Consider the following 21410-nt stretch of genomic DNA (forward strand, 5'->3'; position numbering starts at 1 on the left):
CTTGAGTTTATATTCCTTAGGTGGCATATTCGCATGGACTGGGACGTTGAATACACGGATGAATTCGCACAATGGTGGGATGAGCTGGGCGCAAAGGAGCAAGTCTCTGTGTCTGCCAGCGTTGATCTGCTGGGGCTTTTCGGGCCTGGGCTGGGCTTCCCCCACACCAGTGATATCAAGGGTTCCCGGCATGGCAACCTGCGGGAACTGCGGGTCAAGCATGCCGGCCGGCCCTATCGAGTGTTGTATGCATTTGATCCCAGGCGCTGCGCTGTCCTGCTGATCGGCGGCGATAAAGCCGCCGATTCCAGGTGGTACGAGGTGCATGTGCCCTTGGCCGAAAATGTGTACGACATCCATTTACAAACATTGCGTAGAGAGGCCCGTCACCATGGCTAAAAAATTCGCTGAACTTCAAGCGCGCATGACCCCGCAGTCGCGTGCCGAGGCCGAGCATCTGTTCCGCCAGCACCTCCAGGAGATGCCCCTGCATGAGCTGCGCAAAGCCCAACAGTTGAGCCAGGAAAGCCTGGCCAAGGCGTTGAATATCAACCAAGCGGCGGTTTCCAAGATGGAGCGGCGCACCGACATGTACATCAGCACGTTGCGTGACTACATCCGGGCGATGGGTGGTGAGTTGGAAATCATTGCGACGTTCCCGGATGGCCAGGTCAAGATCGACAACTTCGCTCACTAAGTCACAGTGGACCACCCAGATGAATCAGCTCCTGGCCATGCGCGCCTTCGTCCGTGTTGTCGATACCGGTTCATTCAGCCGCGCATCCGACCAGTTGGCGCTGCCACGCTCCACCGTCAGCAAACTCATCACTGACCTGGAAAAACACCTGGGCACCCAACTGGTGCACCGTACCACCCGCGCCCTGGCGCCCACGCTTGAAGGGCTGGAGTATTACCGCCATGCGCGACGGCTGGTGGCTGAGCTGGATGAAGTGGACAGCGCCGCACGCGGGCAGATCCTCAAGCCCGGCGGGCACCTGCGCGTGGACGCACCGGCCTCGTTTGCCAATTGCCTGTTGATTCCGGCGCTGGTGGACTTTCATCGTGAGTACCCTGATATCACCATCGCCTTGGGCATCAGCGACCGTGCGGTGAATATCGTCGGGGAGGGCGCCGATTGCGTGATTCGTGCCGGCAAGCTGGAAGACATGGCGATGATCGGACGCAAGGTGGCCGACCTTGAATACCTGACCTGTGCGGCACCCAGTTACGTGGCGCGCCGGGGCTTGCCAGGTTCGCCCGAAGACCTTGTAAACAACCACCTCAGGGTCGGCTATTTTTTTGCCGGGTCGGGCAAGCCGGAGCCGCTGATTTTTGAGCAGGGCCAGCAACGTATCGAGGTCAACGACTGCGCCTTTTCGACTAACGAAGGCAACGGCCTCAAGGAAATGCTGCTCGCGGGCCTGGGTGTGGGGCAGCACTTCAAGTCGATCGTGCAGTACTACCTCGACACCGGCCAGTTGGTCGAGGTGCTGCCGGGTTGGTTACGCCCGGCCACGCCTTTGCATATCCTCTACCCACCTAACCGCCATCAGAGTGCGCGGCTAAAGGTGTTTACCGAGTGGGTGATCCGCACGTTCGGGATCAGGGAATAATCGCGGTGACGCGTATCTCCACACGCATGGTTGGCAGCCCCAGGGCTTCGACGCCAACTTGCGTCCAGATCGGCGCATGGTTGGGCATATAGCGCCGGTATTGCTGCACCATTGCTTCGTTGACCTCAGGTGCAAACCCACCCACATGGTAGGAGTTGATGTGAATCACATGCTCCCAACCCGCGCCGGCGGTGGCCAGGGTGCGGTCCAGGTTGTGAAAGGCCTGGGCGATTTCTTCGCTGAGGTCGGCGGGGATCTGGAACTCATCGTCCCAGCCGCCCTGGCCTGATGTTTCTACGCGGTTGCCGATTTTCACTGCTTGGGAATAGTGCAGGCGTTCGCGCATTGTGTCGCCATAGCCGGGGGTGACGAAAAATTCGGGCATGCTCATGGTATTTCCTCGGTTGAGTACAAGACCCGACGAAGGCTAATAGATCGAATACACGAACAAAATCCCAAATTTTTGCCATGACTATCTACCGGTATGCACAATCGGTTTGCGATAAAGCCCGACTGCCAAACCGCTGATAATCACTGTGATAAAGACCAGGTTCGCGCTGCCAACGTGCTCGCCCAGTATCAACATCGAACTGGCAATGCCGAACACCGGAATCAACAGCGACAGCGGCGCTACCGTGGACACTGGGTATGCCTTGAGCAAGGTATTCCAGCCCCAGTAGGCAAAGTGCGTGGCCAGGTAAACCTGAAACAGCAGTGACCATACGGCCGTGCGGTCGAGGTTGACGGGCAGGCTTGCAAACGCCGCATCGCCGTGTACCCACCAGGCCATCAGGAACAGCGGGATTGGCGGAAACAGGCTGGCCCACACCATGAAGGAAAAGATTTCCTTAACCCCGGACGTCTTGATGATGACGTTACCGATGCTCCACGCCAGTGCGCTGAACACAATCATCAGCACGCCGAGCACGGCGTGTTCGCCTTGCTGGTTGGCGATGATTCCGGCTAATCCAATCAAGGCCAAAAAAGCCCCGGCCCACTGTGCGCCGCGAATTTTCTCCTTGAACAACACACAGCCCCAACCCAGGGTGAAAAACACGCTGAGCTGGATAAGCAAAGAGGCAATCCCCGGGCTCACCCCAAGCTGGATGCCGTAGTTGATCACACCCCACATGCCCAGGCCGAAGATCACGCCATAGGCCGCCACATAACCGAATGGCACGGCGGGGCGCTTGATGTAGAACACCCACGGCAAGGCGGCGAGGGCAAAGCGCAGGCCGGTGAGTACAAACGGGTCGATGGCCCGCAGGCCCAGTTTGGTAATGGGGAAATTCAGCCCCCAGGCCAGCGTGACCAAGAGGGCAAGTACCAGGTGTTTCTTATGCATGGACGTTCCTTTGAACCCGTTGCTTCAAAGGCGTGAATGCTAGGGCTCAGGCGAATGGCCCGCTTGCTATGTCAGGTCATACTTTGACAAGATCGGGCCATGATTCCGACCTTTGACGACAACGACCCCGAAGCACTCGTAACCCTGCGTGAATACCCGTCCGGCAGCGTGTTTGCCCGGCATACGCACCCGCGTGGCCAGTTTGCCTATGCCTCCACCGGCGCGTTAAGAATGTTCACCGACCTGGGCAATTGGGTGGTGCCGCCGCAGCGGGCCGTCTGGGTGCCCGGTGGCATTGCCCATGAAATGCACATGCGCGGCGATGTGGTGATGCTCAATACTTACCTTGATGCACAAGCGGCCGAGCGCGCAGGGTTGCAGGGCCACTGCCAGGTGTTCGAGGTGTCGCCACTGCTCAGGCATCTTTTGGAAGCCGCATTGACGTGCGGGGCATCGGCAACGTCCGAGGTGCGGCGGCACTGCGTATTGACGCTGTTGATCGACGAAATCGGCAGGTTGCCGGCTTTGCCCCTGAGTGCGCCATTGCCCGCTGAACCGCGTTTGGCACGGGCTTGCCAGCGTTTTCTGGACGCGCCTGCGCAAACCGTGTCTCTCGATCAAATGGCGCAGTGGTCGAGCATGAGTCGGCGCACCTTTACCCGGCACTTCCAGGAAAGCACCGGCATGACCTTCGTGGCCTGGCGCCAGCAAGTCTGCCTGCTGGAGGCGACTGCGCAGCTCAGCCATGGCGCCTCGATCACCGAGGTCGCGTTTGCATTGGGCTTCAGCAGCCCCAGCGCCTTCACCGCGATGTTTCGCCGGCACCTGGGCGATTCCCCGGCGCGCTACCTGGCCAAGTCCAGGGCCGTGTCGTTGTTCTGAAAAACTCACACGCTGGTCAGGATTCACCTTGCATGCCGCCATGCTTTGTTACTATCGCCGCCCACCGTCACCAGGAGTCACCGGCCCATGCAGCACCAGTGGGATGAAATGCACCGCACCCGCAAGCCCACGTTCCTGTTGTGTGGCGAGCCTCAGGGGGATGTGCTCAATCTCTATGTTCACGGTTACTCGGCCTTCTTCAACCGCCAGCAACTGAGCAATTTCACGCAACAACTGGCAAGCATCGAAGGCTCGACCAACCTGATGCTGTTCTGGCCGGCGGGTCACTTTCTGGAAAACCTTTTTGCTCCCTTTAAAGATGTGATTACCGCAATGCTTGGCGGTGGCGGCCTGGGCGCGGCAACGGTAGGTGTGGGCCGTGCGATTGCCTACTTTCTCGACCATTACAAAAGTGTCGAGGCGCGTGTCGATGAAGTGGCCAAGACGTTGTTGCCTGAACTTGCCCATTACCTGAAGGGTGAGTCGCTGCCGGTGCGGCGCATCAACCTGATCGGGCATTCCCTCGGCGCGCGTATCCTGGTCAAGAGTTTGCTGGCCAGCCCCGAGGTCGCCCGCCAATTGCCGCTCAACAACGTGTTGCTGATGGGCGGCGCCATCAGTACGTCCAGCCCCTGGGATGAAGTGTCGGCAGCCCTCAAGGGCCGCGTGATCAACTGCTACTCCAGCAAGGACTGGGCGCTGGCGATAAAGCCGGACACCGAGCGCTGCATTGGCCGCTATGCGATCGACGTCACGCCCGCGCTCAAGGCCAAGGTCACCAATGTGCACCTGGCCACCTTCGACCACGCCGCCTACTGGCCGCAGCTGAAGACAGTAGTGCAGTACACCGACCTGCTGCAGGAGCGGCGTGGCCTGATCCGCGCCGACCTGCGTAGCAGCGAAGTGCGGTTTGCCGAGGAAGACGTGGAACTGTTCCCGGCCTTGGTGCAGGCCCGCCCCGAGGAGCTTAAGTTTCTGGCTGAGTTGATGGCGCAAAAACGCAGTGCCTCGATCGACGCCGATGTGCGTGAACCGCTGAAACTGGCTATCGAATTGCAACGCATGGGCGGTGACAGCTTTATGAACCTCGCCCGTGGCCATGGCGTGAGTTATCGCCAGATCGCCGAAGATGTCGCACAGCGGCTGGGCATCAAGTTCGATGAGCCACTTGAAGCCGTGGTGCTGGCGGATATCGAGGCACTGGTCGCGGAAAAACTGATTGAGCAGTACAAGGACAAACTCAGCAGCGCCGACCGCCAGGCTTTCGACGCCGAGCTCAATGCCGCCGCGCAAAAAGAGCAGGGCCTGTTCCAACGCATCGACCTTGGCCGTTCGGCCACCACCGCCCTGAGCGGCACGGCGTTGGCGGGGTTCACCGGGTTTATGCTGCGGCGCGGCGCGGCCACGGCAATTCCGGTGGTGGGCCAGGCGCTGGCGGCGGCGATGTTACTGGTCACGGGCGTGCGCGCGTTCTCCGGCCCGGCGTATTCGATTACTACCTTGGCGGTATTGGTGATTGGCATGATTCGCCAACGCATGGAACGCGAAGCGCTGAACCAGGAGATGGACCTGGTGGTGCAAGTCGTCGAAGCGTTCGACTTGCCCCGGGAAACGGTGATGCGCACGGTCGCGTCGGACTGATAAGCTGCGGCTCTGACTTGTGTGTTTGCCTGGGATACCGCGTGAAATTCAGCCTGCCGAAAATCGCCACTGCCCCATTCTGCCCGCCGGAAGTGGCCGGCTCCGTTATCGTTGACCCCAAGGCTTCGTTTTTCAAACGGGCGCTGATGTTTGCCGGCCCCGGCCTGTTGATCTCCATCGGCTACATGGACCCCGGCAACTGGGCTACCGCCATCGAAGCCGGTTCACGTTACGGCTACAGCCTGTTGTTCGTGGTGCTGCTGGCCAGCCTGGCCGGCATGGCGGTGCAGTGCTTATGCTCGCGCCTGGGCATCGCCACCGGCAAGGACCTCGCGCAACTGTGCCGCGAGCGCTACAGCAAACGCTCCGCGCGCACGCAATGGGTGCTGGCCGAAATATCGATCATCGCCACCGACCTGGCTGAAGTGCTCGGCTGCGCCCTGGCGTTTCACCTGTTGCTCGGCGTGTCGCTGACCACCGGTATCGTCATCACCGCCTTCGACACGCTATTGATCCTGGCCCTGCAAAACCGCGGCTTCCGACGTCTTGAGGCGATCATGCTGGCGCTCGTCGCAACCATCGGCGTGTGCTTCTTTATCGAGCTGGTGTTGATCAAACCCTACTGGCCGGACGTGCTCAGCGGTTTTACCCCGTCACTGGCAGCCATCAGCGATGCAGCGCCGTTGTACCTGGCCATCGGCATTCTCGGTGCCACGGTAATGCCGCATAACCTCTACCTGCATACCTCGATTGTGCAAACCCGCCTGATCGGCAAAGACCTCGCCAGCAAACAGGACGCGGTCAAGCTGGCGCGTATCGACACCATCGGCTCCCTGGCCCTGGCTTTGCTGGTCAACGCTGCGATTTTGGTGCTGGCCGCTGCCGCGTTCTACAAGACCGGCCACACCGAGGTGGTCGAAATCCAGGACGCCTATCACCTGCTCGACCCCTTGGTGGGTGGCGCCTTCGCCAGCATCCTGTTCGGCATTGCCTTGCTGGCCTCCGGGCAGAGTTCCACCTTTACCGGCACCATCGCCGGGCAAGTGATCATGGAGGGCTACCTCAACCTGCGCATTCCGTGCTGGCAGCGACGCCTGATCACGCGCGGGCTGGCGCTGATCCCGGCGTTCCTCGGGGTGTGGCTGATGGGCGACGATGCCATTGGCAAACTGTTGATTCTGAGCCAGGTGGTGCTCAGCCTGCAGCTGCCATTCGCGTTGTACCCGCTGATCCGCATGACTGACGACAAGCAACTGATGGGGCCATTCGTTAACCGCTTGCCCACGCGGTTACTCGCGTGGTTTCTGTTTGCGCTGATCAGTGGGGCGAATGCGTGGTTGATTGGGCAGTGGTTGTTTTGACTTAAACGTGTGATCGCTCCAACTCGACCTACACCAGAATTGCCAAGGATGTGTACTGGGCAACCTGCGGATCGGCCGTCAGCAGTTTCATCGGCTCGCTCATGGCTGCCGCAACGATAAGCCGGTCGAACGGGTCTTTATGGTGTTGCTCAAGATCCTTTACCGCAATCGCGTGTTCTGAAGTGATTGGCAATTCGGTGAAACCGCTCTCCAGGCAGTATTCTCGGATTTCATCCAAATCCACCTCGAGCTTTCCCAAGCCTACCTTGATCGCCATTTCCCAGAAGGTTGCAGCGCTGACGTAAATCTCAGCAGCGTCTTCAATCAATTTTTTGGCTTTATTGGATAGCCTGGGGTCATCACTCAGTGTCCACAGCAGAATATGGGTATCCAATAGCACCCTCATAAAGGGTTGACCTCAAACGCATCCAGCAGGTCATCGGGTAAAGGCGCATCAAAGTCTTCGGGGATAATGAGCTTGCCTTTCATTGCGCCAATCCGGCGGCCTTTGGACTGTCCTACGGGGACGAGCTGTGCCATCGCACGCCCATGCTTGGCGATGGTGATCACTTTGCCTGCGGCAGCCTCATCGACCAGTTTTGACAGATTATTTTTTGCTTCACCCAGCGGTACGGTAATCATGTGGCGATCTCCATATTTTGGCCAAATATAGCCAAAATCAGCTGAGCTATCAAAGACGGCATGACGGCCGGCTTTAGCCGCGCGTTCAGAACGCGATTGTTTTTGGTAAACGAAATCCATGGCGCCTCTCCAAAAAAAGATTGAGCCAAAGTCTGCCTGCCATGTGCCGGGTCTGAAATAGTGGCCCGAAAAATCAGAACGAGCCTACTTTTCCCACGAGGAATTTTTACCTTCCAACGCTTTTCCAGTGAGAGGGAGGAACCTCACCGATCCCAATACGGCACCGCCCCAAAACACTCCACAAAATAATCAATCACCGTGCGTACCTTCAGCGACAGGCGCCGGCTGCCCGGCCATAGCGCGGCAATCTGCTGCGGCTCCAGCGTGGTCGCCACGTCGTACTCCGTGAGTACCGCCTGCAAGGTGCCGGCACGCAAGCCTTCGCCGATCAGCCAGGACGGAAACACCACCAGCCCCAGGCCTTGCTCCGCCGCATGGGTGAGCGTGTCGGCGTGGTTGCCGGTGATCGGGCCTTTGACGCTGTAGGGCGTCCAGTCGCCCTGGTCGCGGCGAAAGAACCAGCGCTGCTGGCCGGTGATGCCTTTGTAGGCCAGGCATTGATGGTTGGCCAGTTCTTCGGGGTGGCGTGGCGTGCCATGTCGGGCCAGGTAGGCGGGGCTGGCGGCGAGGCGAAAACGCTGGGGTGCGAAGATGCGCGCTTGCATGCTGGAGTCGTTAAGCACGCCGATGCGAAACAGCAGGTCGGTGCCGTCTTGCAGAGGATCGACATAGGTGTCGGTTTGCTGGATATCCAGTTGCAGCTTGGGGTAGCGGCGGCACAACTCGCCCAGCCACGGTGACAGGTGGCGTTGGCCAAACACCATGGGCGCGTTGATGCGCACCAGCCCGCTGGGTTCGCTCTCTTGCTCCTGCAGGGCTTGGCCGGCGGCCTCCAGCTGTTCCAGCATCAAGCGTGCGTGGCGCCCCAGCAGGCGCCCGGCTTCTGTAGGGCTGACCGCACGTGTGTGGCGGTAGAGCAATTGCTGGCCGAGCGCCTGTTCCATCAATTGGATTTGCCGCGAGATAGAGGAGGGCGCCAGCCCTTCGCGACGCGCCACTTCCGAAAAGCTGCCGTGGTCCAGCACGGCTACAAACAGGCGCAATGCCTTGAAACTCAGTTCATTCAAACCCTGCATCGTGGCTCCAGGCTGTGCGTAATGCGCAAAGGTGTTATCCGCATGCTCCCATTTATCGCACAGCACGGCCACCGGATAATGCGCGCCATGTTTCCTTTCTTGACGCGCAGGTGATGTATGCAGGCAAGTTCCATCGAGGGCGTGGCGCAGGCCAGGCCGAAAAAAAACCTTTTGCGCTTGCTCTTGCTGCCGCTGGTGATTCTGGCGGGCATGGGCCTGTCGGTTGAAGCCGGCTTGCTCGGGCCATTGGGTGTACAGGTCGGGCATTTGTGGGCGACGTTGAGCATCTTTGGCGTCGGTACGGCGATTCTGTTTTTGCTATTGCTGTTCAGCGGCCCGCAAAAAGGCCCGGCACTCACCGACCTGCCGCGCTGGCAGTTGATCGGCGGTTTTTTGGGGACGATGTACGTGGTGGTGCTGACTTTGGCCACGCCGCATATCGGTATCGCCATGACCATGATCGCGATCCTCTCGGGCCAGGTCGGCAAGAGCGTGCTGATCGACCATTTCGGCTGGTTCGGCACCGCGCGCAAGCGTGTCAATGGCGAACGCTGGATAGCTTTGGCGTTGATTGTGGCGGCACTTGTTCTGATTGCACGAGGTTAAGGTGATGAATCTGATTCTGTTATTGGTACTGGTGATTGCCGCCGGTGCGGTGCTGAGTGTGCAAGCCGCGATCAATGGGCGCCTGGGCCAGACGGTTGGCGTGTTGCGCAGCAGTTTGCTGACCTTTTCGGTGGGCGCAATCAGCACGGCGTTGTTGATTTTCTTCTTCGAACCCGCACAGGCCGTGAGTTTGCTGGATGTGCCCAAATGGCAACTGACCGGCGCCTTGTTCGGCGTGGTGTACATGATGGTCATGGTCGGCGCGGTGCCCGTGGTGGGGACGGCGGTGGCCACGGTGGCGGTAATCGTCGGGCAGTTGGGCATGGGCATGCTGATCGATAACTTCGGCTGGCTGGGCAACCCGGCCATCGAGCTGTCGGGCAGCCGCGTGGTGGCGATGCTGCTGTTGGCGTTGGCGCTGGTGTTCATGTACCGCAGCAACAGCCGACCGGCCGATTAACGGCGGTGAACCTTGAAACCTTGCCGGTAGTCACTGCTTAAGGTGCAGCGCCCGTTGCACCTGGACGACCATGCAAAAGGAGTCTGAACATGGCTGATAAAACCTGTGCCTGCCCACACTGCAAATGCGTACTGGGCACCAACGCGGTGATGAAAGACGGCAAGGGCTACTGCTGCCAAGGCTGCGCCGAGCACCATGCGCATGGCGAACCGTGTGCCTCGTCGACCGGTTGCGAGTGCGCTAAGTCTGCCCACGGCTAAAAATCCGCTCGGCTTATCGGGTGGCGGTCATTACCATGGCCGCTCACCCTTGATTGATGTGCTCTTCATGGCCCTGGCCGCGCCTCCCGACCTCACTGATCATGCCGTCCCCGTGCAACCGCTGGCGCGGACCTACCCGCGTGGATTGTATGTGGAGCCACACAGCCACGACTGGGGCCAGTTGCTCTACGCAATGAGCGGGGTGATGTGGGTTGAAACACCGCGCGAAGCTTTAGTGGTGCCGCCGCAGCGCGCCGTGTGGTTGCCACCGGGTGTGGAGCACGGGATTCGTGTGGTCTCAGACTTGCAGATGCGCAATATCTACCTGCGCCCGGCGTTGGCGGCGACGCTGGACAGTCAGGTGCAAGTGATTGAAGTCGGCGGCCTGCTGCGTGAGCTGATCGTCACGCTGGTCGATCAAGGCGATAACGGTGACACAGCCTATTACGACGCCGTGGTCGGCCTGGCGCTGTTGGAGCTGCAACGCGCGCGCCGCTCGCAGATCCGCATCGCCATGCCACTGGGGGCGGACCGGCGGTTGATCAATGCCTGCCAGGCGGTGATGGCGGCGCCCTCGCTGGAAATCCCCTTTGAGCAACATGCCGAGGCGGCGGGTGCCAGTGTGCGCACGCTGGCGCGGTTGTTTCAGAACCACCTCGGTATGGGCTTTGCCGAGTGGCGCCGTCAGGTGCAACTGGCCACGGCGGTGGCGGAGTTGATCCAGGGCCAGTCGGTGAGCGGCATTGCCCGCTCTTTGGGCTATTCGCCGAGCAGCTTCAGCGACATGTTCCGCCGTGAACTCGGTGTGGCGCCGTCGCAATACGTCGGTTGAGGCTTTGGCCGAAATCCTGAAGCACTTGGCCGATGCTTCGGGAATGGGCTCACTACACTGGGCGCATCAACCTACCCGGCGTAAACCCTATGAACTATCCCCTATGAACTATCTCATTTCCCTCGCCATCGGCCTGTTTGTCGGCGTGATCTATGGTGCCCTGGACTTTCGCTCGCCCGCGCCGCCCGCCATTGCCCTCGTGGGCTTGATGGGTATGTTGATCGGCGAGAAGCTGTGGCCCATGGGGCGTGCGCTGGTCAGCGGTTGGTTGTCCTGATTCCTTTTTACCCTTCGATGGATATTGGCCATGAACGCACTGCAATTTTCCGCCACCGGCGACCTCGCCGCCCTCAGTCTCGTTGAAGTTGCCAAGCCGCTGCCGGCCGCCGGTGAAGTGTTGGTCCAGGTTAAAGCGGCGGGTTTGAACCCCAGCGACGTTAAAAACGTTCTTGGGCGGTTTCCCTACACGACATTGCCGCGTATTCCCGGCCGGGATTTTGCCGGTGTGGTGGTGCAAGGCCCGCAGGAACTGGTTGGCCAGGCGGTGTGGGGCACCGGCCGTGACCTCGGTTTTTTTGCCGACGGCTCCCACGCGCAATACCTCACGGTGTCGGCGAAAGGCGTAGCGCATAAACCGACACATTTGAGTTTTGCCCAGGCTGCCAGTCTTGGCGTGCCGTACACCACCGCTTGGGATGCGCTGGAGCGCAGCGGTGTCGGCAAAGGCACGCGGCTGCTGGTGATTGGCGCCAACGGTGCTGTAGGCAGCGCGGCGTTGGCGCTGGCGAAAATTCGCGGTGCGCAGGTGCTGGCGGCAGTGCGCAAAGCGGATCAGGTCGAGGCGTTGCAGGCGCAGGGCTTCGACGCGATTGCCCTGGGCCAACCGGACGCATTGGGAGGGCAGGTGAATGCGGTGTTCAAGGGCGGCGCTGATGTGATCTTCGACACTACCGGTTTCTGGCTGCCCGCGGCTGTCGCAGGGTTATCCGCGTTCGGCCGCATCGCAATCATCGCGGCGCCGGTCGATGGGCATGTGCAACTGCCGGCACTGGCGTTGTATCGCAAGGGCGGCTCGGTGGTGGGCATCAATTCATTGCTCTACAACTGCGAGCAGTGCGCGGTGATGCTGGAGCAGTTCGGGCGGTTTTTTGATGAGGGTTCGCTGCCGTTGCCGACAGGCTTGCGTGAAGTGGCGTTGGCGGATGGGGTGCAGTGTTACGAGGAAGTGAACAAGGGCAGTGCGGACAAGATCATCTTCCTGCCTTAACTCGGTTAAAAACTGTGGGAGCGGGCTTGCTCGCGAATGCGGTGTGTCAGTCGCCAGATGTATTGGCTGATCCACTGCTTTTGCGAGCAAGCCCGCTCCCACATTTGGATCTCCACAAGGTTTCAGGCATCTGGGTTGATCGGACGTTTCCCACACAGGTTTCAGGTTGTCGCTCGGAAGCCGGCTGACTAACCTCACTGCCGTCGCTGTCAATTCAGCGGCCGGATTTGACCGTCCGACTTGTTAACGAATCGCTACGCCCTGTACCAATCTCAGGCGCTTTTTTTATGCCTGAGGTATTGTGTCGCGGCAGTTGTGCGCGGGATACCTTTGGGTATGCCGGGTTCGTTGACAACCGGTCGGTCAACCCGCGTACAGCTGCCACCTTACCCTTGCTTGACCGCGAGCGTTGGCAGCTTCACTTGTCGACGGAGTTCCACCATGATCAAAGACAGCCCCAATCCCCCAGTCCATCAAGACTACGACACCAGCACCCTGCACGAAGTCGCCTACCGCGCGATCAATCACTATCTCAACCCCGGCAAACCCATTCCTGAACCCAGCGAAGGCATCTTCACCGTGCGCGCAGACTTGGGTACGGAAACCTTGCTGGTCAATGCTTCCCAGGATCTGGCTTCCATCAGTGATATCGCCAACCACCTGGCGTTTGAAATCGAGGGTTCGCAACGCAATGTCGCGCTGGGTATCTGTCGGATGCTGGAGGGTGTGCAACTGCTAGTCGACAAGGCGCTGAATGTAGCCCACCCCGTGACCTAAGATCGTTCCCACGCTCTGCGTGGGAATGCATCCTGTGACGCTCCGCGTCACCTTGCGCCATCTACGACGGGACGCAGAGCGTCCGGGGCGGCATTCCCACGCGGAGCGTGGGAACGATCTATCGGCACTAGGCTTCTGGAACACCTTTTTCCCACGCCGACCAGTTCATAAGATCGTTCCCACGCTCTGCGTGGGAATGCATCCTGTGACGCTCCGCGTCACCTTACGCCATCTACGACGGGACGCAGAGCGTCCGGGGCGGCATTCCCACGCGGAGCGTGGGAACGATCTATCGGCACTAGGCTTCAGGGACGCCTTCTTCCCATGCAGACCAGTTCTTCAGGATCGCCTGTACCAGCGGATTGCCCGTGCGGTACAGGTTCTCCAGTGCCGGTACAAACCCGCCCTGGTCCGCGTACTTCAGCAAGTTAAGATCGTTCCCACGCTCTGCGTGGGAATGCATCCTGTGACGCTCCGCGTCACCTTGCGCCATCTACGACGGGACGCAGAGCGTCCGGGGCGGCATTCCCACGCGGAGCGTGGGAACGATCTATCTGCACTAGGCTTCAGGGACGCCTTTTTCCCACGCCGACCAGTTCTTCAGGATCGCCTGTACCAGCGGATTGCCCGTGCGGTACAGGTTCTCCAGTGCCGGTACAAACCCGCCCTGGTCCGCATACTTCAGCAAGTTGTCCACTTCGCTGTAGCCCGGATACGGCCGGTCGAAATCGGAGCCGGCGCGCACCACGGCCAAGCGCTGAATATCCACCAAACCTTCTCGGCTGGCGCGCAGCAAGGCTTCATAGGTGGAGTTGTCTTCCTGCTGGGTGGTGCAGTACTCGCCTTTATTGTCGGTGAGCAACTTGGTCCAGACCTCGGCGCGTTCGCTCAGGCGTGTGCCGGAGAACCAGGTGTTGCCCGCCAGTGTGTCGCAACGCGTGACTTGCGGCGGCTGGTTGGCCGGCGCGGCCGGGTAGTGTTTACGCCAGGCGCTGGACTCCTTGCTTTCGCTCAGCTCAACCTTTTGCGACAGGGCAAACGCCTTGGCCTGCAACTTGGGGTTCAGCTCGAATACTTCGGTCTTGTAGTCCAACGGTGGTTTCTCGTTGGGGCCTTTGGTGTTGATGCCGATGTAACCGGTTGGCCAGTCTTTAGGTGCATCGCGCGAATCCAGCTCCCACTGGGTGCCGAACTCCACCAGGTAATGCGCCCAGGCGGCGGTGCCGATGGTTCCGTGTTTAGGGCTGATGCCGGCGATCCCGGCAATCAGGAAGTAGCTCTGGCGCAGGTCAAACTTGGGCGACAATGCCAGGGCCAGCGTGGACGCGGCGGCGTTGGTCTGGCCCATGCCGGTCACCAGCAGGCACACGTCCTGGGTGTTGCAGCGAATCACCGGGTATTCGGCCGACAGGCCTGGCACGCGGACTTCCTGCTTGAGTTCCAGGCGGTCGATCCAGGTTTGCGCCTCGGGGGCGAACATGGTGATCAGCATCACTTTGGGCTTGATCGGCGCTGGAGTATCCGCCAGTACCACGTGGGGCAAAAAGGCCAAGCCGATGGCCATCGAAAGACGGGTAAACATTTTCATCCATAGCTCCTTGATCAGAATTGGTAACCGACACCGGCGTAGTAGCCCCAGCCATCCGAGCGGGCGCGGAAGTTGCCTTCACCGAAGTTCAGCTCGCTGCCATCCTCCCAATTGCCGCCGTTGTGGAAGTAACGGCCGACCAGGGTGAAGCGCAAGTGGGTGAACGAGTACAGCAGCACGTTGGTCGCCACCAGTGAGTTGGCGGTGCGCGCCGGGTTGTCCTTGTGCAAGTCCGAGCCGAAATCGTAGTTGGTAAAGCCGATATAAGTCAGCGAGGCACCGTTATCGAAGCTGCTGATGGGCACGATGTACTTCATTTGCGCACGGTAGCCGTCCCACGAATATTCATTGTTCGCGCCGTAGTTTTCCCACTGGTAACGCCCATAGAAGTTGGCCGACAGGTTGACCCGCGAATGGGTGTCGATGTCGGTGCCCAGGCCGCTGTACAGGGTGTTGGCGCGGTTGGACTTGTTGCTGCCGTGGTCGTAGATCCAGTCAAAGGCTACATACCATTCCTTGAACGGGCCGATGGCCAGACTGCGGCCGGCCAGGTAGTCGATGGAGATACGCGGCTCATGCTCCATAAATACCGGCGAGCCATGGTCCCACGCGCCTTTGTCATTACTGTTACCGATGCCGAGGATTTTCGGCACGTCGATGTAGCCATACAGCTCGAACGGGCCTTTGCGGCCGAAGTACTCGTACTCCAGGTACACATCGTCCTGCGGCTTGGGGCCGAAGCTGATGTCTTTGCTGCCGATCAGGGTCAGGTCCTGGTTGAACCATTCCGACATATACACGCCTTTTTTTGTCGGGCTGGCGTCGGGGCTTTTGGTTTCAGGGCTGAGGGTTTCGCCCTGTGCTGAGTCATCCACGGGTTTTTGCTGCGCCAAAATGGGGGCGCTGAGTACTCCCGTAACGGCGGCCAGTAGCAAGGAAACACCAAAACAAGCGGGACGCCTTGAGGTGAGGTGCATTGAAAATCCCTATTCTTACGCGGTTTGAACCCGTTTCTGCGGGTAGTGATGAACTTGGTGGCCAAGTTCGTTCCGCAAACGTTTGCACGTGGCGTACCAACTTTGCTCAAAGGCTTGAGCAGTATGGAAAAAACAGGGATTAGTCGACCTTTCGGTCAAAATTGGCTGGGTGTCAATTTCTCGATGCGGTTTAATAAATGCATCGCGGTTTCGCGCCGATACTCGCTCGGCGTCTGGTGCATCTCGATGCGAAAGTGCCGGTTGAAGTTGGACAAATTGGCGTAGCCCACTTCAAAGCAAATGTCTGCCACCGACATGTCGCTTTGCAGCAACAGGCGGCAGGCGCGTTGCACGCGGAACTTGCGCATCAGGTCGATAAAACCGTGGCCGGTGTTGCGTTTGAAGAAGCGCGAGAAGCCCGGTTCGCTCATCTGCAATTGCTGGGCGATGACCGAGAGGCGCAAGTCGCCGGTCAGCTCGCGCATCAGGTAATCGAAGGCTTTGTTGATGCGTTCGGCGCTGCGTGCATCCAGGGTGGGCGCATAGCAGGGGCTGGCCAACGCCTTTACCTGCGCTTGCGGTGCATTTTTAAGCGTGTCGAGCAGTCGCAGGAACAGGATCAACCGCTGCAGGCCGTGGGCGTTGCCGATGGCTTCCATCAACTCGGCTGCCTGCATGGTGGTCTCGCCAGTAAATTCCAGGCCGCGTCGGGCCTGTTCGAACAGCGGCTGCAAATCGCCGAGTTCCGGCAGGGTTTTGCGCAGGGCGAGCAGGGCGGCGCCGTCGAATTGCAGCACCACGTCGCGGCCATGCAGGTATTCGCCGGGAGCCAGGTCGCCGATCCAGTCATGGGGCAGGTCCGGGCCGATCAACGCCACATGCCCGGCGCTGAACGCACCAATGTAGTCGCCCGCCACCAACTTGCCGCTGCCTTGGCGGATCAGGTGAATCTCAAACTCGGGGTGATGGTTCCAGCGTGCCAGGTCATACGGGTAGTCATGTTCGAACCAACGAAAACAGTGGTCCGGCTCGGGCAGGATCACTTCGAGTTCGGCGGGGCGGTGTTCGAATAATTGGGCGCGGCTGACGGGCATGCTGATGCCTCTTGTAGGGGCGATGGCTTCAAAATACGCGCACTGGCAATCAGTGCGCTACCCCCGGTTTCGCCCGGCGCTGATACTTTTTTGACTTTCAAGCGCGAGTTAAAAAAGTACCAGCCGTGCATTCGCCATTCGTTTGTGAGGGCCTGGCCAAGCTGCTGTAATCGGTGCTCAACAACAAAAACAACAGGTGGATACCGCCATGCTCAAGCTCCCACACGCGCTGTTCCTGCTAACTGGCCTGGCGCTGGCCATGCCCAGCTACGCCGCTGACACCGTGACCATCGCCACGGTCAATAACAGTGACATGATCCGCATGCAGCGCTTGTCCAAAGTGTTCGAGCAGCAGCACCCGGACATCAAGCTCAATTGGGTGGTGCTCGAAGAAAACGTGCTGCGCCAACGCCTCACCACCGATATCGCCACCCAGGGCGGGCAGTTCGATGTGCTGACCATCGGCACCTACGAGACGCCATTGTGGGGCGCCAAACACTGGCTGGAGCCGCTGACCGAACTGCCTGCCAACTATGACGCCGAGGATATTTTCCCTTCCGTGCGCCAGGGTTTGTCGGTGAACGACACCCTGTATGCGCTGCCGTTTTATGGCGAAAGCACCGTTACCTACTACCGCACCGACTTGTTCAAGCAAGCGGGGCTGAGCATGCCTGCGCACCCGACCTGGACTCAGCTCGGTGCGTTCGCGGCCAAACTCACGGTAAAAGACAAAGACCAATACGGCATGTGCCTGCGTGGCAAAGCCGGTTGGGGCGAGAACATCGCCTTGTTGAGCACTATGGCCAATGCGTTTGGCGCACGCTGGTTCGACCCACAGTGGAAGCCGCAACTGACCAGCCCCGAGTGGACAGCCGCGGCCAACTACTACGTCAACACCCTGAAAAACTACGGCCCGCCGGGCGTGTCCAGTAACGGCTTCAACGAAACCCTGGCGCTGTTCAATAGCGGCAAGTGCGCAATCTGGGTGGATGCCAGCGTCGCCGGCTCATTCACCACCGACAAAACCCAGAGCAAAGTGGCCGACAGCGTTGGGTTTGCCGCCGCGCCGACCGAAGTCACCGACAAAGGCTCCTCCTGGCTGTACGCCTGGTCCCTGGCGATCCCGGCCACGTCCAAGCACAAAGACGCCGCCAAGGCCTTTATTGCCTGGGCCACCTCCAAGGACTACATCCAGCTGGTCGCTGATAAAGAAGGCATCACCAACGTACCGCCGGGTACCCGCCAGTCCACCTACAGCGAGGCTTACCTGAAGGCCGCGCCGTTTGCCCAGGTAACGCTGGAGATGATGAAGCACGCCGACCCTGCGCACCCGTCGGCCCAGCCGGTGCCGTATGTGGGTATCCAGTACGTGACCATCCCGGAATTCCAGGCCATCGGCACCTCGGTGGGCAAGTTGTTCTCGGCGGCGCTCACCGGCGGCATGACAGTTGACCAGGCCTTGCTTGAAGCTCAGTCCACCACCGAACGCGAAATGAAACGCGCTGGTTATCCTAAATAACAGGACTTCTTTATGAACCGACTTGAAGGTAAAAGCGCGCTGATCACCGGATCGGCGCGCGGTATCGGCCGCGCCTTTGCCCAGGCTTACATCGCTGAAGGCGCCACGGTTGCCATTGCTGATATCAACCTGCAACGCGCCCAGGCCACAGCGGCCGAGCTGGGCCCACAGGCTTACGCGGTCGCGATGGACGTCACCGACCAAGCCTCTATCGACGCTGCGATTAGCGCCGTGGTGGCCCAGGCCGGCAAGCTCGATATCCTGATCAACAACGCCGCGCTGTTCGACTTGGCGCCCATCGTCGACATCAGCCGTGACAGCTTTGAGCGGCTGTTCTCGATCAACGTCGCCGGCACGCTGTTCACCTTGCAGGCGGCGGCCCGCCAGATGATCAGCCAGGGCCACGGCGGCAAGATCATCAACATGGCCAGCCAGGCCGGGCGGCGCGGCGAGCCGCTGGTGGCGGTGTATTGCGCAACCAAGGCGGCGGTGATCAGCCTTACGCAGTCGGCGGGTTTGAACCTGATCAAGCAGGGCATCAACGTCAATGCCATCGCCCCGGGCGTGGTCGACGGCGAGCATTGGGATGGCGTGGATGCGTTGTTTGCCAAGCATGAAGGGCTGGCGCCTGGCGAGAAGAAACAGCGGGTTGGGGCCGAAGTGCCGTTCGGGCGGATGGGTACAGCTGAGGATTTGACCGGCATGGCGATTTTTCTGGCCTCCAAAGACGCCGACTATGTGGTGGCACAGACCTACAACGTCGATGGCGGCAACTGGATGAATTGAGCCAAGCACTGAGCAAAATGTGGGAGCGGGCTTGCTCGCGAAAGCGGCGTGTCAGTCAATGCATTCAGCAACTGACACACCGCATTCGCGAGCAAGCCCGCTCCCACATTGGATCTCCATAAGGCTTGAATGCGGGGTCAGTTGGCAATGCGGTGATCAAAAAAGTAAACAAAGTGTTTGTGGAGGTAGCAGTCCCTCATGTCTACTTTTACCTGCACCTCACAGGAGTGCCGCCATGCCCCTTCCGAAAACCGCCTTAGCCTCATTCGACGTCGACCCTCAAAAGAGTTTCACGCCGTTGTGCCCCAATGAACTGCCGGTGGCCGGCGGCGACCAGATCGGTGCCGAACTCAACTATATGGCCAGTCTTGCCGCCTACCGTGTCGGCAGCAAAGACGCACATACCCCGCACGCCCCGTGGGTGGTCACGCAACCCGGCGACATGCTCAAACCCACCGGCCTTGAGCATGCCGACCTCACCTGGCTCAGTCATTGCGTGCCGGGCACTGAGGGCTTCACCTTGCTCGACGAATTACCCACCCCGTATGACTACGACTACTTCATCTGGAAGGGCGTCGAACCCGACCTGCATCCCTATGGCGCCTGCTACCACGACCTGCACGACAAGCTGTCCACCGGGGTTATCGAGTACCTCAAGGCCCAGAGCGTGCGCCGCGTGATCGTGGGCGGCCTGGCCCTGGATTTCTGCGTCAAGACCACCGCCTTGCAATTGCTCAGGGCTGGCCTGGAAGTGGTGCTGCATTTGCCGGCGTGCCGGGGCATCAGCGAGGAGGGCGGTGCAGCGGCGGTCACGGATTTGCTCAATGCCGGTGCAGCCATCAGCCGTAGCCGCGAAGAACTGGCCGCGATGGCCACGCGTTAAGGCGCATAGAAAACACCGAATATCTGCTTTTCTGTGGGAGCCAGCTCACACAGTCGACCGAACCAGTGGCCCGCGGCTAGAGCAGATAACTTTGCGCACTGGAATATGAGACGTGTCCTATACCCTCGCTGGGCATGACTCATTTACCCTCATCGCTTTTGCACGTGCGGCCTTGATGGCCAGGGGGCGCTGTAGCGTGAGGGAGTCAACTGCAAACCGTCTTACCCGGTTCCTGCCTGAATTTATGCTGGTGGTGGTTGTGAGCCTGCTGTCAGGCGCAACGGCTGCCTTCCTGGCGAGCACCACCTATTTGCGCTGCCTTGGCCCTGCGATGCAAACCGCCTGTTCCGTTGCTCTTGTGCTGGGCTTGATGATTTTTTCTGGCGTCGGCCATTCGATGCTGGCACGCGGGCGCGTTTGTTCCACGGGGTGGCAGGCGGGCTATTTTGTCCTGTGCCTGGCGGTGGTGACACCGACTATTCAATACCGGCCCCACGCGCTGGGCTACGTATTGGGGGTTGCGTTTCCACTTTTGGGAATACTGTTATTAAACACTTACCGCTATCAAACGATGCGGTTGAAACTGGCAGACATTCGCTGCCAGTAACTCCCGCGCAGTCACGCGGGAGCAGGCCACGCCTACCCGCTAACGCTCGATCGAGCGACTCCAGCGCGCATTCCACTCTGGCCGCGCCTGGTTCACCTGGTCCCAATCAATCGAAATCGCCGTCTGCAAATACCCTTGCATCGCCTCCACCCGTGCGCGGGTTTTGTCGGTGGTCGGCGTGGTCGGGTTCGACGGGATCTGGTCGCCTTCTTCCAGCGCCGGCGCCTGGGCCTCTGCCGTCAGCAAGAAGGCCGCGAGTTTCTGCGCCAGTTCCGGCTGGTCGTTACGCGCAATTACACACTCGGCCACGTTGAGCACCACTGCACCTTCCTTGGGCTGTGCATATTCCATTGGAATGCCGAGCAATTGCTGGGTGGTGACCTGGGTGGGGGTGAGCGGGAAGATCGCCGCTTCGTCGGTCTGCACCATCTCGGAGATCTTCGCGGAACTGGCGATGTATTCCAGCACGTTGGGGCCGATGGTCTTTGGCCAGGCCTTGAAGCCTGGCTCCACGTTGGTTTCGGAGCCGCCCTGGATGCGGTTGAACATCAAGAAACCGTGCAGGCCGAAGGTGGAGGAGGCCAGCGACTGGAACACCACTTTGTCCTTGAAACGCGGGTCGGCCAGGTCCATCCATGAGGTGGGCGCGGCCCAGCCTTTTTCCTTGAACATTTTGGCGTTGTAGCCCAGGCCCGTCACACCGAGCGTCACGGCGACGGCTTCATCCTTGATCTTCGCCTTGGCCGGGATCTGGTCCAGGGTCGGGTTGGGTGTGAGTTTGTCGCACAGGCCCATGGAAATGGCGCGGTACATGATGCCGTCGTCGAGGAACATCACGTGCATCTGCGGGTTGTCTTTGTTGGCCTGGACCTTGGCGAGGATGTCCGACGAGGTGCCGGGCACGATCACCACCTTGACGTTATTGGCCTTCTCGAACGCGGGCAGCACCTTGTCGGCGTACACCCGTTCCATGGTGCCGCCGTTCATGCCCAGGTACAGCGTCGGTGCGGCATGGGCGGTGGCGGTGAGCAAGACGAGGGGCAAGCAGGACAGCGCGATACGTGGGTTCATGGA

The 21410-nt window shown here is 60.0% G+C and carries 26 protein-coding genes and 1 pseudogene; 17 read left to right on the forward strand and 10 right to left on the reverse strand.

Features of this window, described 5'->3' with window-relative positions:
- Positions 1-33: 33 nt before the first annotated feature.
- The 3 genes from ACTD9P_RS16890 to ACTD9P_RS16900 are packed head-to-tail and all read left to right on the forward strand — an operon-like array spanning position 34 to position 1613.
- Complete coding sequence (locus tag ACTD9P_RS16890) at positions 34-399, forward strand: type II toxin-antitoxin system RelE/ParE family toxin (RefSeq protein WP_438868584.1); 366 nt, start codon at positions 34-36, stop codon at positions 397-399.
- Positions 392-697 carry an XRE family transcriptional regulator gene (locus tag ACTD9P_RS16895; RefSeq protein WP_438868585.1) on the forward strand — a complete coding sequence of 102 codons (306 nt, stop codon included), beginning with the start codon at positions 392-394 and terminating at the stop codon, positions 695-697. The genes ACTD9P_RS16890 and ACTD9P_RS16895 overlap by 8 nt, the downstream gene beginning before the upstream one ends.
- A gap of 19 nt (positions 698-716) precedes the next feature.
- A complete protein-coding gene (locus ACTD9P_RS16900; RefSeq protein WP_438868586.1) occupies positions 717-1613 on the forward strand; it encodes a LysR family transcriptional regulator in 897 nt (298 codons plus the stop codon).
- On the opposite strand, the gene ACTD9P_RS16905 is transcribed toward ACTD9P_RS16900, so the two are convergent.
- The gene (locus ACTD9P_RS16905; protein ID WP_438868587.1) at positions 1603-2004 is read right to left on the reverse strand and encodes a RidA family protein; all 402 of its coding nucleotides are present in this window, start codon (positions 2002-2004) and stop codon (positions 1603-1605) included. The two genes, ACTD9P_RS16900 and ACTD9P_RS16905, sit on opposite strands and share 11 nt — an antisense overlap.
- Positions 2005-2085: 81 nt before the next feature.
- Complete coding sequence (locus ACTD9P_RS16910) at positions 2086-2958, reverse strand: EamA family transporter (RefSeq protein WP_438868588.1); 873 nt, start codon at positions 2956-2958, stop codon at positions 2086-2088.
- Positions 2959-3057: 99 nt separating this feature from the next.
- Between ACTD9P_RS16910 and ACTD9P_RS16915 the strand changes: the two genes are divergently transcribed.
- The 3 genes from ACTD9P_RS16915 to ACTD9P_RS16925 all read left to right on the forward strand — a co-directional run bounded on the left by ACTD9P_RS16915 (position 3058) and on the right by ACTD9P_RS16925 (position 6842).
- Entirely contained in the window at positions 3058-3840 is a 783-nt protein-coding gene (locus tag ACTD9P_RS16915; protein ID WP_438868589.1) for an AraC family transcriptional regulator, read from the forward strand.
- Between the two features lie 87 nt (positions 3841-3927).
- Positions 3928-5481 carry a DUF726 domain-containing protein gene (locus ACTD9P_RS16920; protein WP_438868590.1) on the forward strand — a complete coding sequence of 518 codons (1554 nt, stop codon included), beginning with the start codon at positions 3928-3930 and terminating at the stop codon, positions 5479-5481.
- A gap of 41 nt (positions 5482-5522) precedes the next feature.
- Positions 5523-6842, forward strand: a complete 1320-nt coding sequence (locus ACTD9P_RS16925; RefSeq protein WP_017139624.1) for an Nramp family divalent metal transporter — start codon at positions 5523-5525, stop codon at positions 6840-6842.
- A gap of 28 nt (positions 6843-6870) precedes the next feature.
- Here ACTD9P_RS16925 and ACTD9P_RS16930 read toward each other — a convergent pair whose 3' ends face one another.
- The 3 genes from ACTD9P_RS16930 to ACTD9P_RS16940 form a co-directional block, all read right to left on the reverse strand.
- A complete protein-coding gene (locus ACTD9P_RS16930; RefSeq protein ID WP_438868591.1) occupies positions 6871-7248 on the reverse strand; it encodes a type II toxin-antitoxin system VapC family toxin in 378 nt (125 codons plus the stop codon).
- Positions 7245-7604, reverse strand: coding sequence for a type II toxin-antitoxin system Phd/YefM family antitoxin (locus ACTD9P_RS16935; protein ID WP_438868592.1), 360 nt, complete (start codon positions 7602-7604; stop codon positions 7245-7247). The genes ACTD9P_RS16930 and ACTD9P_RS16935 overlap by 4 nt, the downstream gene beginning before the upstream one ends.
- A 143-nt stretch (positions 7605-7747) precedes the next feature.
- Complete coding sequence (locus ACTD9P_RS16940) at positions 7748-8680, reverse strand: LysR family transcriptional regulator (RefSeq protein WP_200433697.1); 933 nt, start codon at positions 8678-8680, stop codon at positions 7748-7750.
- A gap of 117 nt (positions 8681-8797) precedes the next feature.
- Here ACTD9P_RS16940 and ACTD9P_RS16945 point away from each other — a divergent pair, with 117 nt between their 5' ends.
- The 7 genes from ACTD9P_RS16945 (at position 8798) to ACTD9P_RS16975 (ending at position 12882) form a co-directional block, all read left to right on the forward strand.
- Complete coding sequence (locus tag ACTD9P_RS16945; RefSeq protein ID WP_438868593.1) at positions 8798-9286, forward strand: DMT family transporter; 489 nt, start codon at positions 8798-8800, stop codon at positions 9284-9286.
- Positions 9287-9290: 4 nt separating this feature from the next.
- Positions 9291-9746 carry a DMT family transporter gene (locus tag ACTD9P_RS16950; protein WP_438868594.1) on the forward strand — a complete coding sequence of 152 codons (456 nt, stop codon included), beginning with the start codon at positions 9291-9293 and terminating at the stop codon, positions 9744-9746.
- An 89-nt stretch (positions 9747-9835) separates the two neighbouring features.
- On the forward strand, positions 9836-10006 hold the full coding sequence (locus ACTD9P_RS16955) for a metallothionein (protein WP_017139618.1): 171 nt from the start codon (positions 9836-9838) through the stop codon (positions 10004-10006).
- Between the two features lie 67 nt (positions 10007-10073).
- The gene (locus ACTD9P_RS16960; protein ID WP_438868610.1) at positions 10074-10838 is read left to right on the forward strand and encodes an AraC family transcriptional regulator; all 765 of its coding nucleotides are present in this window, start codon (positions 10074-10076) and stop codon (positions 10836-10838) included.
- A 103-nt stretch (positions 10839-10941) separates the two neighbouring features.
- Entirely contained in the window at positions 10942-11115 is a 174-nt protein-coding gene (locus tag ACTD9P_RS16965; protein WP_438868595.1) for a DUF1427 family protein, read from the forward strand.
- Between the two features lie 30 nt (positions 11116-11145).
- Entirely contained in the window at positions 11146-12105 is a 960-nt protein-coding gene (locus ACTD9P_RS16970; protein ID WP_438868596.1) for a quinone oxidoreductase family protein, read from the forward strand.
- 441 nt (positions 12106-12546) lie between these two features.
- Entirely contained in the window at positions 12547-12882 is a 336-nt protein-coding gene (locus ACTD9P_RS16975; RefSeq protein ID WP_438868597.1) for a DUF6124 family protein, read from the forward strand.
- Between the two features lie 298 nt (positions 12883-13180).
- Here the strand turns inward: ACTD9P_RS16975 and ACTD9P_RS16980 are convergent.
- The 4 genes and pseudogenes from ACTD9P_RS16980 to ACTD9P_RS16995 all read right to left on the reverse strand — a co-directional run.
- Positions 13181-13312: pseudogene (locus ACTD9P_RS16980) on the reverse strand (purine nucleoside permease); the annotation flags it as partial.
- Between the two features lie 129 nt (positions 13313-13441).
- A complete protein-coding gene (locus tag ACTD9P_RS16985; RefSeq protein ID WP_138815112.1) occupies positions 13442-14470 on the reverse strand; it encodes a purine-nucleoside phosphorylase in 1029 nt (342 codons plus the stop codon).
- A 14-nt stretch (positions 14471-14484) separates the two neighbouring features.
- On the reverse strand, positions 14485-15447 hold the full coding sequence (locus ACTD9P_RS16990) for a nucleoside-specific channel-forming protein Tsx (protein WP_438868598.1): 963 nt from the start codon (positions 15445-15447) through the stop codon (positions 14485-14487).
- A gap of 155 nt (positions 15448-15602) precedes the next feature.
- Entirely contained in the window at positions 15603-16541 is a 939-nt protein-coding gene (locus ACTD9P_RS16995) for a helix-turn-helix domain-containing protein (protein WP_438868599.1), read from the reverse strand.
- A gap of 208 nt (positions 16542-16749) precedes the next feature.
- Between ACTD9P_RS16995 and ACTD9P_RS17000 the strand changes: the two genes are divergently transcribed.
- The 4 genes from ACTD9P_RS17000 (at position 16750) to ACTD9P_RS17015 (ending at position 20336) form a co-directional block, all read left to right on the forward strand.
- Complete coding sequence (locus ACTD9P_RS17000) at positions 16750-18060, forward strand: ABC transporter substrate-binding protein (RefSeq protein WP_438868600.1); 1311 nt, start codon at positions 16750-16752, stop codon at positions 18058-18060.
- Between the two features lie 12 nt (positions 18061-18072).
- On the forward strand, positions 18073-18846 hold the full coding sequence (locus tag ACTD9P_RS17005) for an L-iditol 2-dehydrogenase (protein ID WP_438868601.1): 774 nt from the start codon (positions 18073-18075) through the stop codon (positions 18844-18846).
- Between the two features lie 235 nt (positions 18847-19081).
- A complete protein-coding gene (locus ACTD9P_RS17010; RefSeq protein WP_438868602.1) occupies positions 19082-19729 on the forward strand; it encodes a nicotinamidase in 648 nt (215 codons plus the stop codon).
- Positions 19730-19841: 112 nt separating this feature from the next.
- Positions 19842-20336, forward strand: coding sequence for a hypothetical protein (locus ACTD9P_RS17015; RefSeq protein ID WP_438868603.1), 495 nt, complete (start codon positions 19842-19844; stop codon positions 20334-20336).
- Between the two features lie 39 nt (positions 20337-20375).
- Here the strand turns inward: ACTD9P_RS17015 and ACTD9P_RS17020 are convergent, their stop codons facing one another.
- Positions 20376-21407, reverse strand: coding sequence for an ABC transporter substrate-binding protein (locus ACTD9P_RS17020; RefSeq protein WP_438868604.1), 1032 nt, complete (start codon positions 21405-21407; stop codon positions 20376-20378).
- Positions 21408-21410: the final 3 nt, after the last annotated feature.

Source organism: Pseudomonas onubensis (assembly GCF_965653655.1).
Classification (GTDB): domain Bacteria; phylum Pseudomonadota; class Gammaproteobacteria; order Pseudomonadales; family Pseudomonadaceae; genus Aquipseudomonas.

Coding starts and splice junctions, on each gene's coding strand:
- ACTD9P_RS16985 (WP_138815112.1), bottom strand. CDS start 14,470: ATGAAAATGTTTACCCGTCTTTCGATGGCCATCGGCTTGGCCTTTTTG.
- ACTD9P_RS16935 (WP_438868592.1), bottom strand. CDS start 7,604: ATGGATTTCGTTTACCAAAAACAATCGCGTTCTGAACGCGCGGCTAAA.
- ACTD9P_RS16955 (WP_017139618.1), top strand. CDS start 9,836: ATGGCTGATAAAACCTGTGCCTGCCCACACTGCAAATGCGTACTGGGC.
- ACTD9P_RS17010 (WP_438868602.1), top strand. CDS start 19,082: ATGCCCCTTCCGAAAACCGCCTTAGCCTCATTCGACGTCGACCCTCAA.
- ACTD9P_RS16995 (WP_438868599.1), bottom strand. CDS start 16,541: ATGCCCGTCAGCCGCGCCCAATTATTCGAACACCGCCCCGCCGAACTC.
- ACTD9P_RS16975 (WP_438868597.1), top strand. CDS start 12,547: ATGATCAAAGACAGCCCCAATCCCCCAGTCCATCAAGACTACGACACC.
- ACTD9P_RS16950 (WP_438868594.1), top strand. CDS start 9,291: ATGAATCTGATTCTGTTATTGGTACTGGTGATTGCCGCCGGTGCGGTG.
- ACTD9P_RS16940 (WP_200433697.1), bottom strand. CDS start 8,680: ATGCAGGGTTTGAATGAACTGAGTTTCAAGGCATTGCGCCTGTTTGTA.
- ACTD9P_RS16895 (WP_438868585.1), top strand. CDS start 392: ATGGCTAAAAAATTCGCTGAACTTCAAGCGCGCATGACCCCGCAGTCG.
- ACTD9P_RS17005 (WP_438868601.1), top strand. CDS start 18,073: ATGAACCGACTTGAAGGTAAAAGCGCGCTGATCACCGGATCGGCGCGC.
- ACTD9P_RS16960 (WP_438868610.1), top strand. CDS start 10,074: ATGGCCCTGGCCGCGCCTCCCGACCTCACTGATCATGCCGTCCCCGTG.
- ACTD9P_RS16910 (WP_438868588.1), bottom strand. CDS start 2,958: ATGCATAAGAAACACCTGGTACTTGCCCTCTTGGTCACGCTGGCCTGG.
- ACTD9P_RS16905 (WP_438868587.1), bottom strand. CDS start 2,004: ATGAGCATGCCCGAATTTTTCGTCACCCCCGGCTATGGCGACACAATG.
- ACTD9P_RS16945 (WP_438868593.1), top strand. CDS start 8,798: ATGCAGGCAAGTTCCATCGAGGGCGTGGCGCAGGCCAGGCCGAAAAAA.
- ACTD9P_RS16890 (WP_438868584.1), top strand. CDS start 34: ATGGACTGGGACGTTGAATACACGGATGAATTCGCACAATGGTGGGAT.
- ACTD9P_RS16920 (WP_438868590.1), top strand. CDS start 3,928: ATGCAGCACCAGTGGGATGAAATGCACCGCACCCGCAAGCCCACGTTC.
- ACTD9P_RS17020 (WP_438868604.1), bottom strand. CDS start 21,407: ATGAACCCACGTATCGCGCTGTCCTGCTTGCCCCTCGTCTTGCTCACC.
- ACTD9P_RS17000 (WP_438868600.1), top strand. CDS start 16,750: ATGCTCAAGCTCCCACACGCGCTGTTCCTGCTAACTGGCCTGGCGCTG.
- ACTD9P_RS16965 (WP_438868595.1), top strand. CDS start 10,942: ATGAACTATCTCATTTCCCTCGCCATCGGCCTGTTTGTCGGCGTGATC.
- ACTD9P_RS16915 (WP_438868589.1), top strand. CDS start 3,058: ATGATTCCGACCTTTGACGACAACGACCCCGAAGCACTCGTAACCCTG.
- ACTD9P_RS16970 (WP_438868596.1), top strand. CDS start 11,146: ATGAACGCACTGCAATTTTCCGCCACCGGCGACCTCGCCGCCCTCAGT.
- ACTD9P_RS16900 (WP_438868586.1), top strand. CDS start 717: ATGAATCAGCTCCTGGCCATGCGCGCCTTCGTCCGTGTTGTCGATACC.
- ACTD9P_RS16990 (WP_438868598.1), bottom strand. CDS start 15,447: ATGCACCTCACCTCAAGGCGTCCCGCTTGTTTTGGTGTTTCCTTGCTA.
- ACTD9P_RS16930 (WP_438868591.1), bottom strand. CDS start 7,248: ATGAGGGTGCTATTGGATACCCATATTCTGCTGTGGACACTGAGTGAT.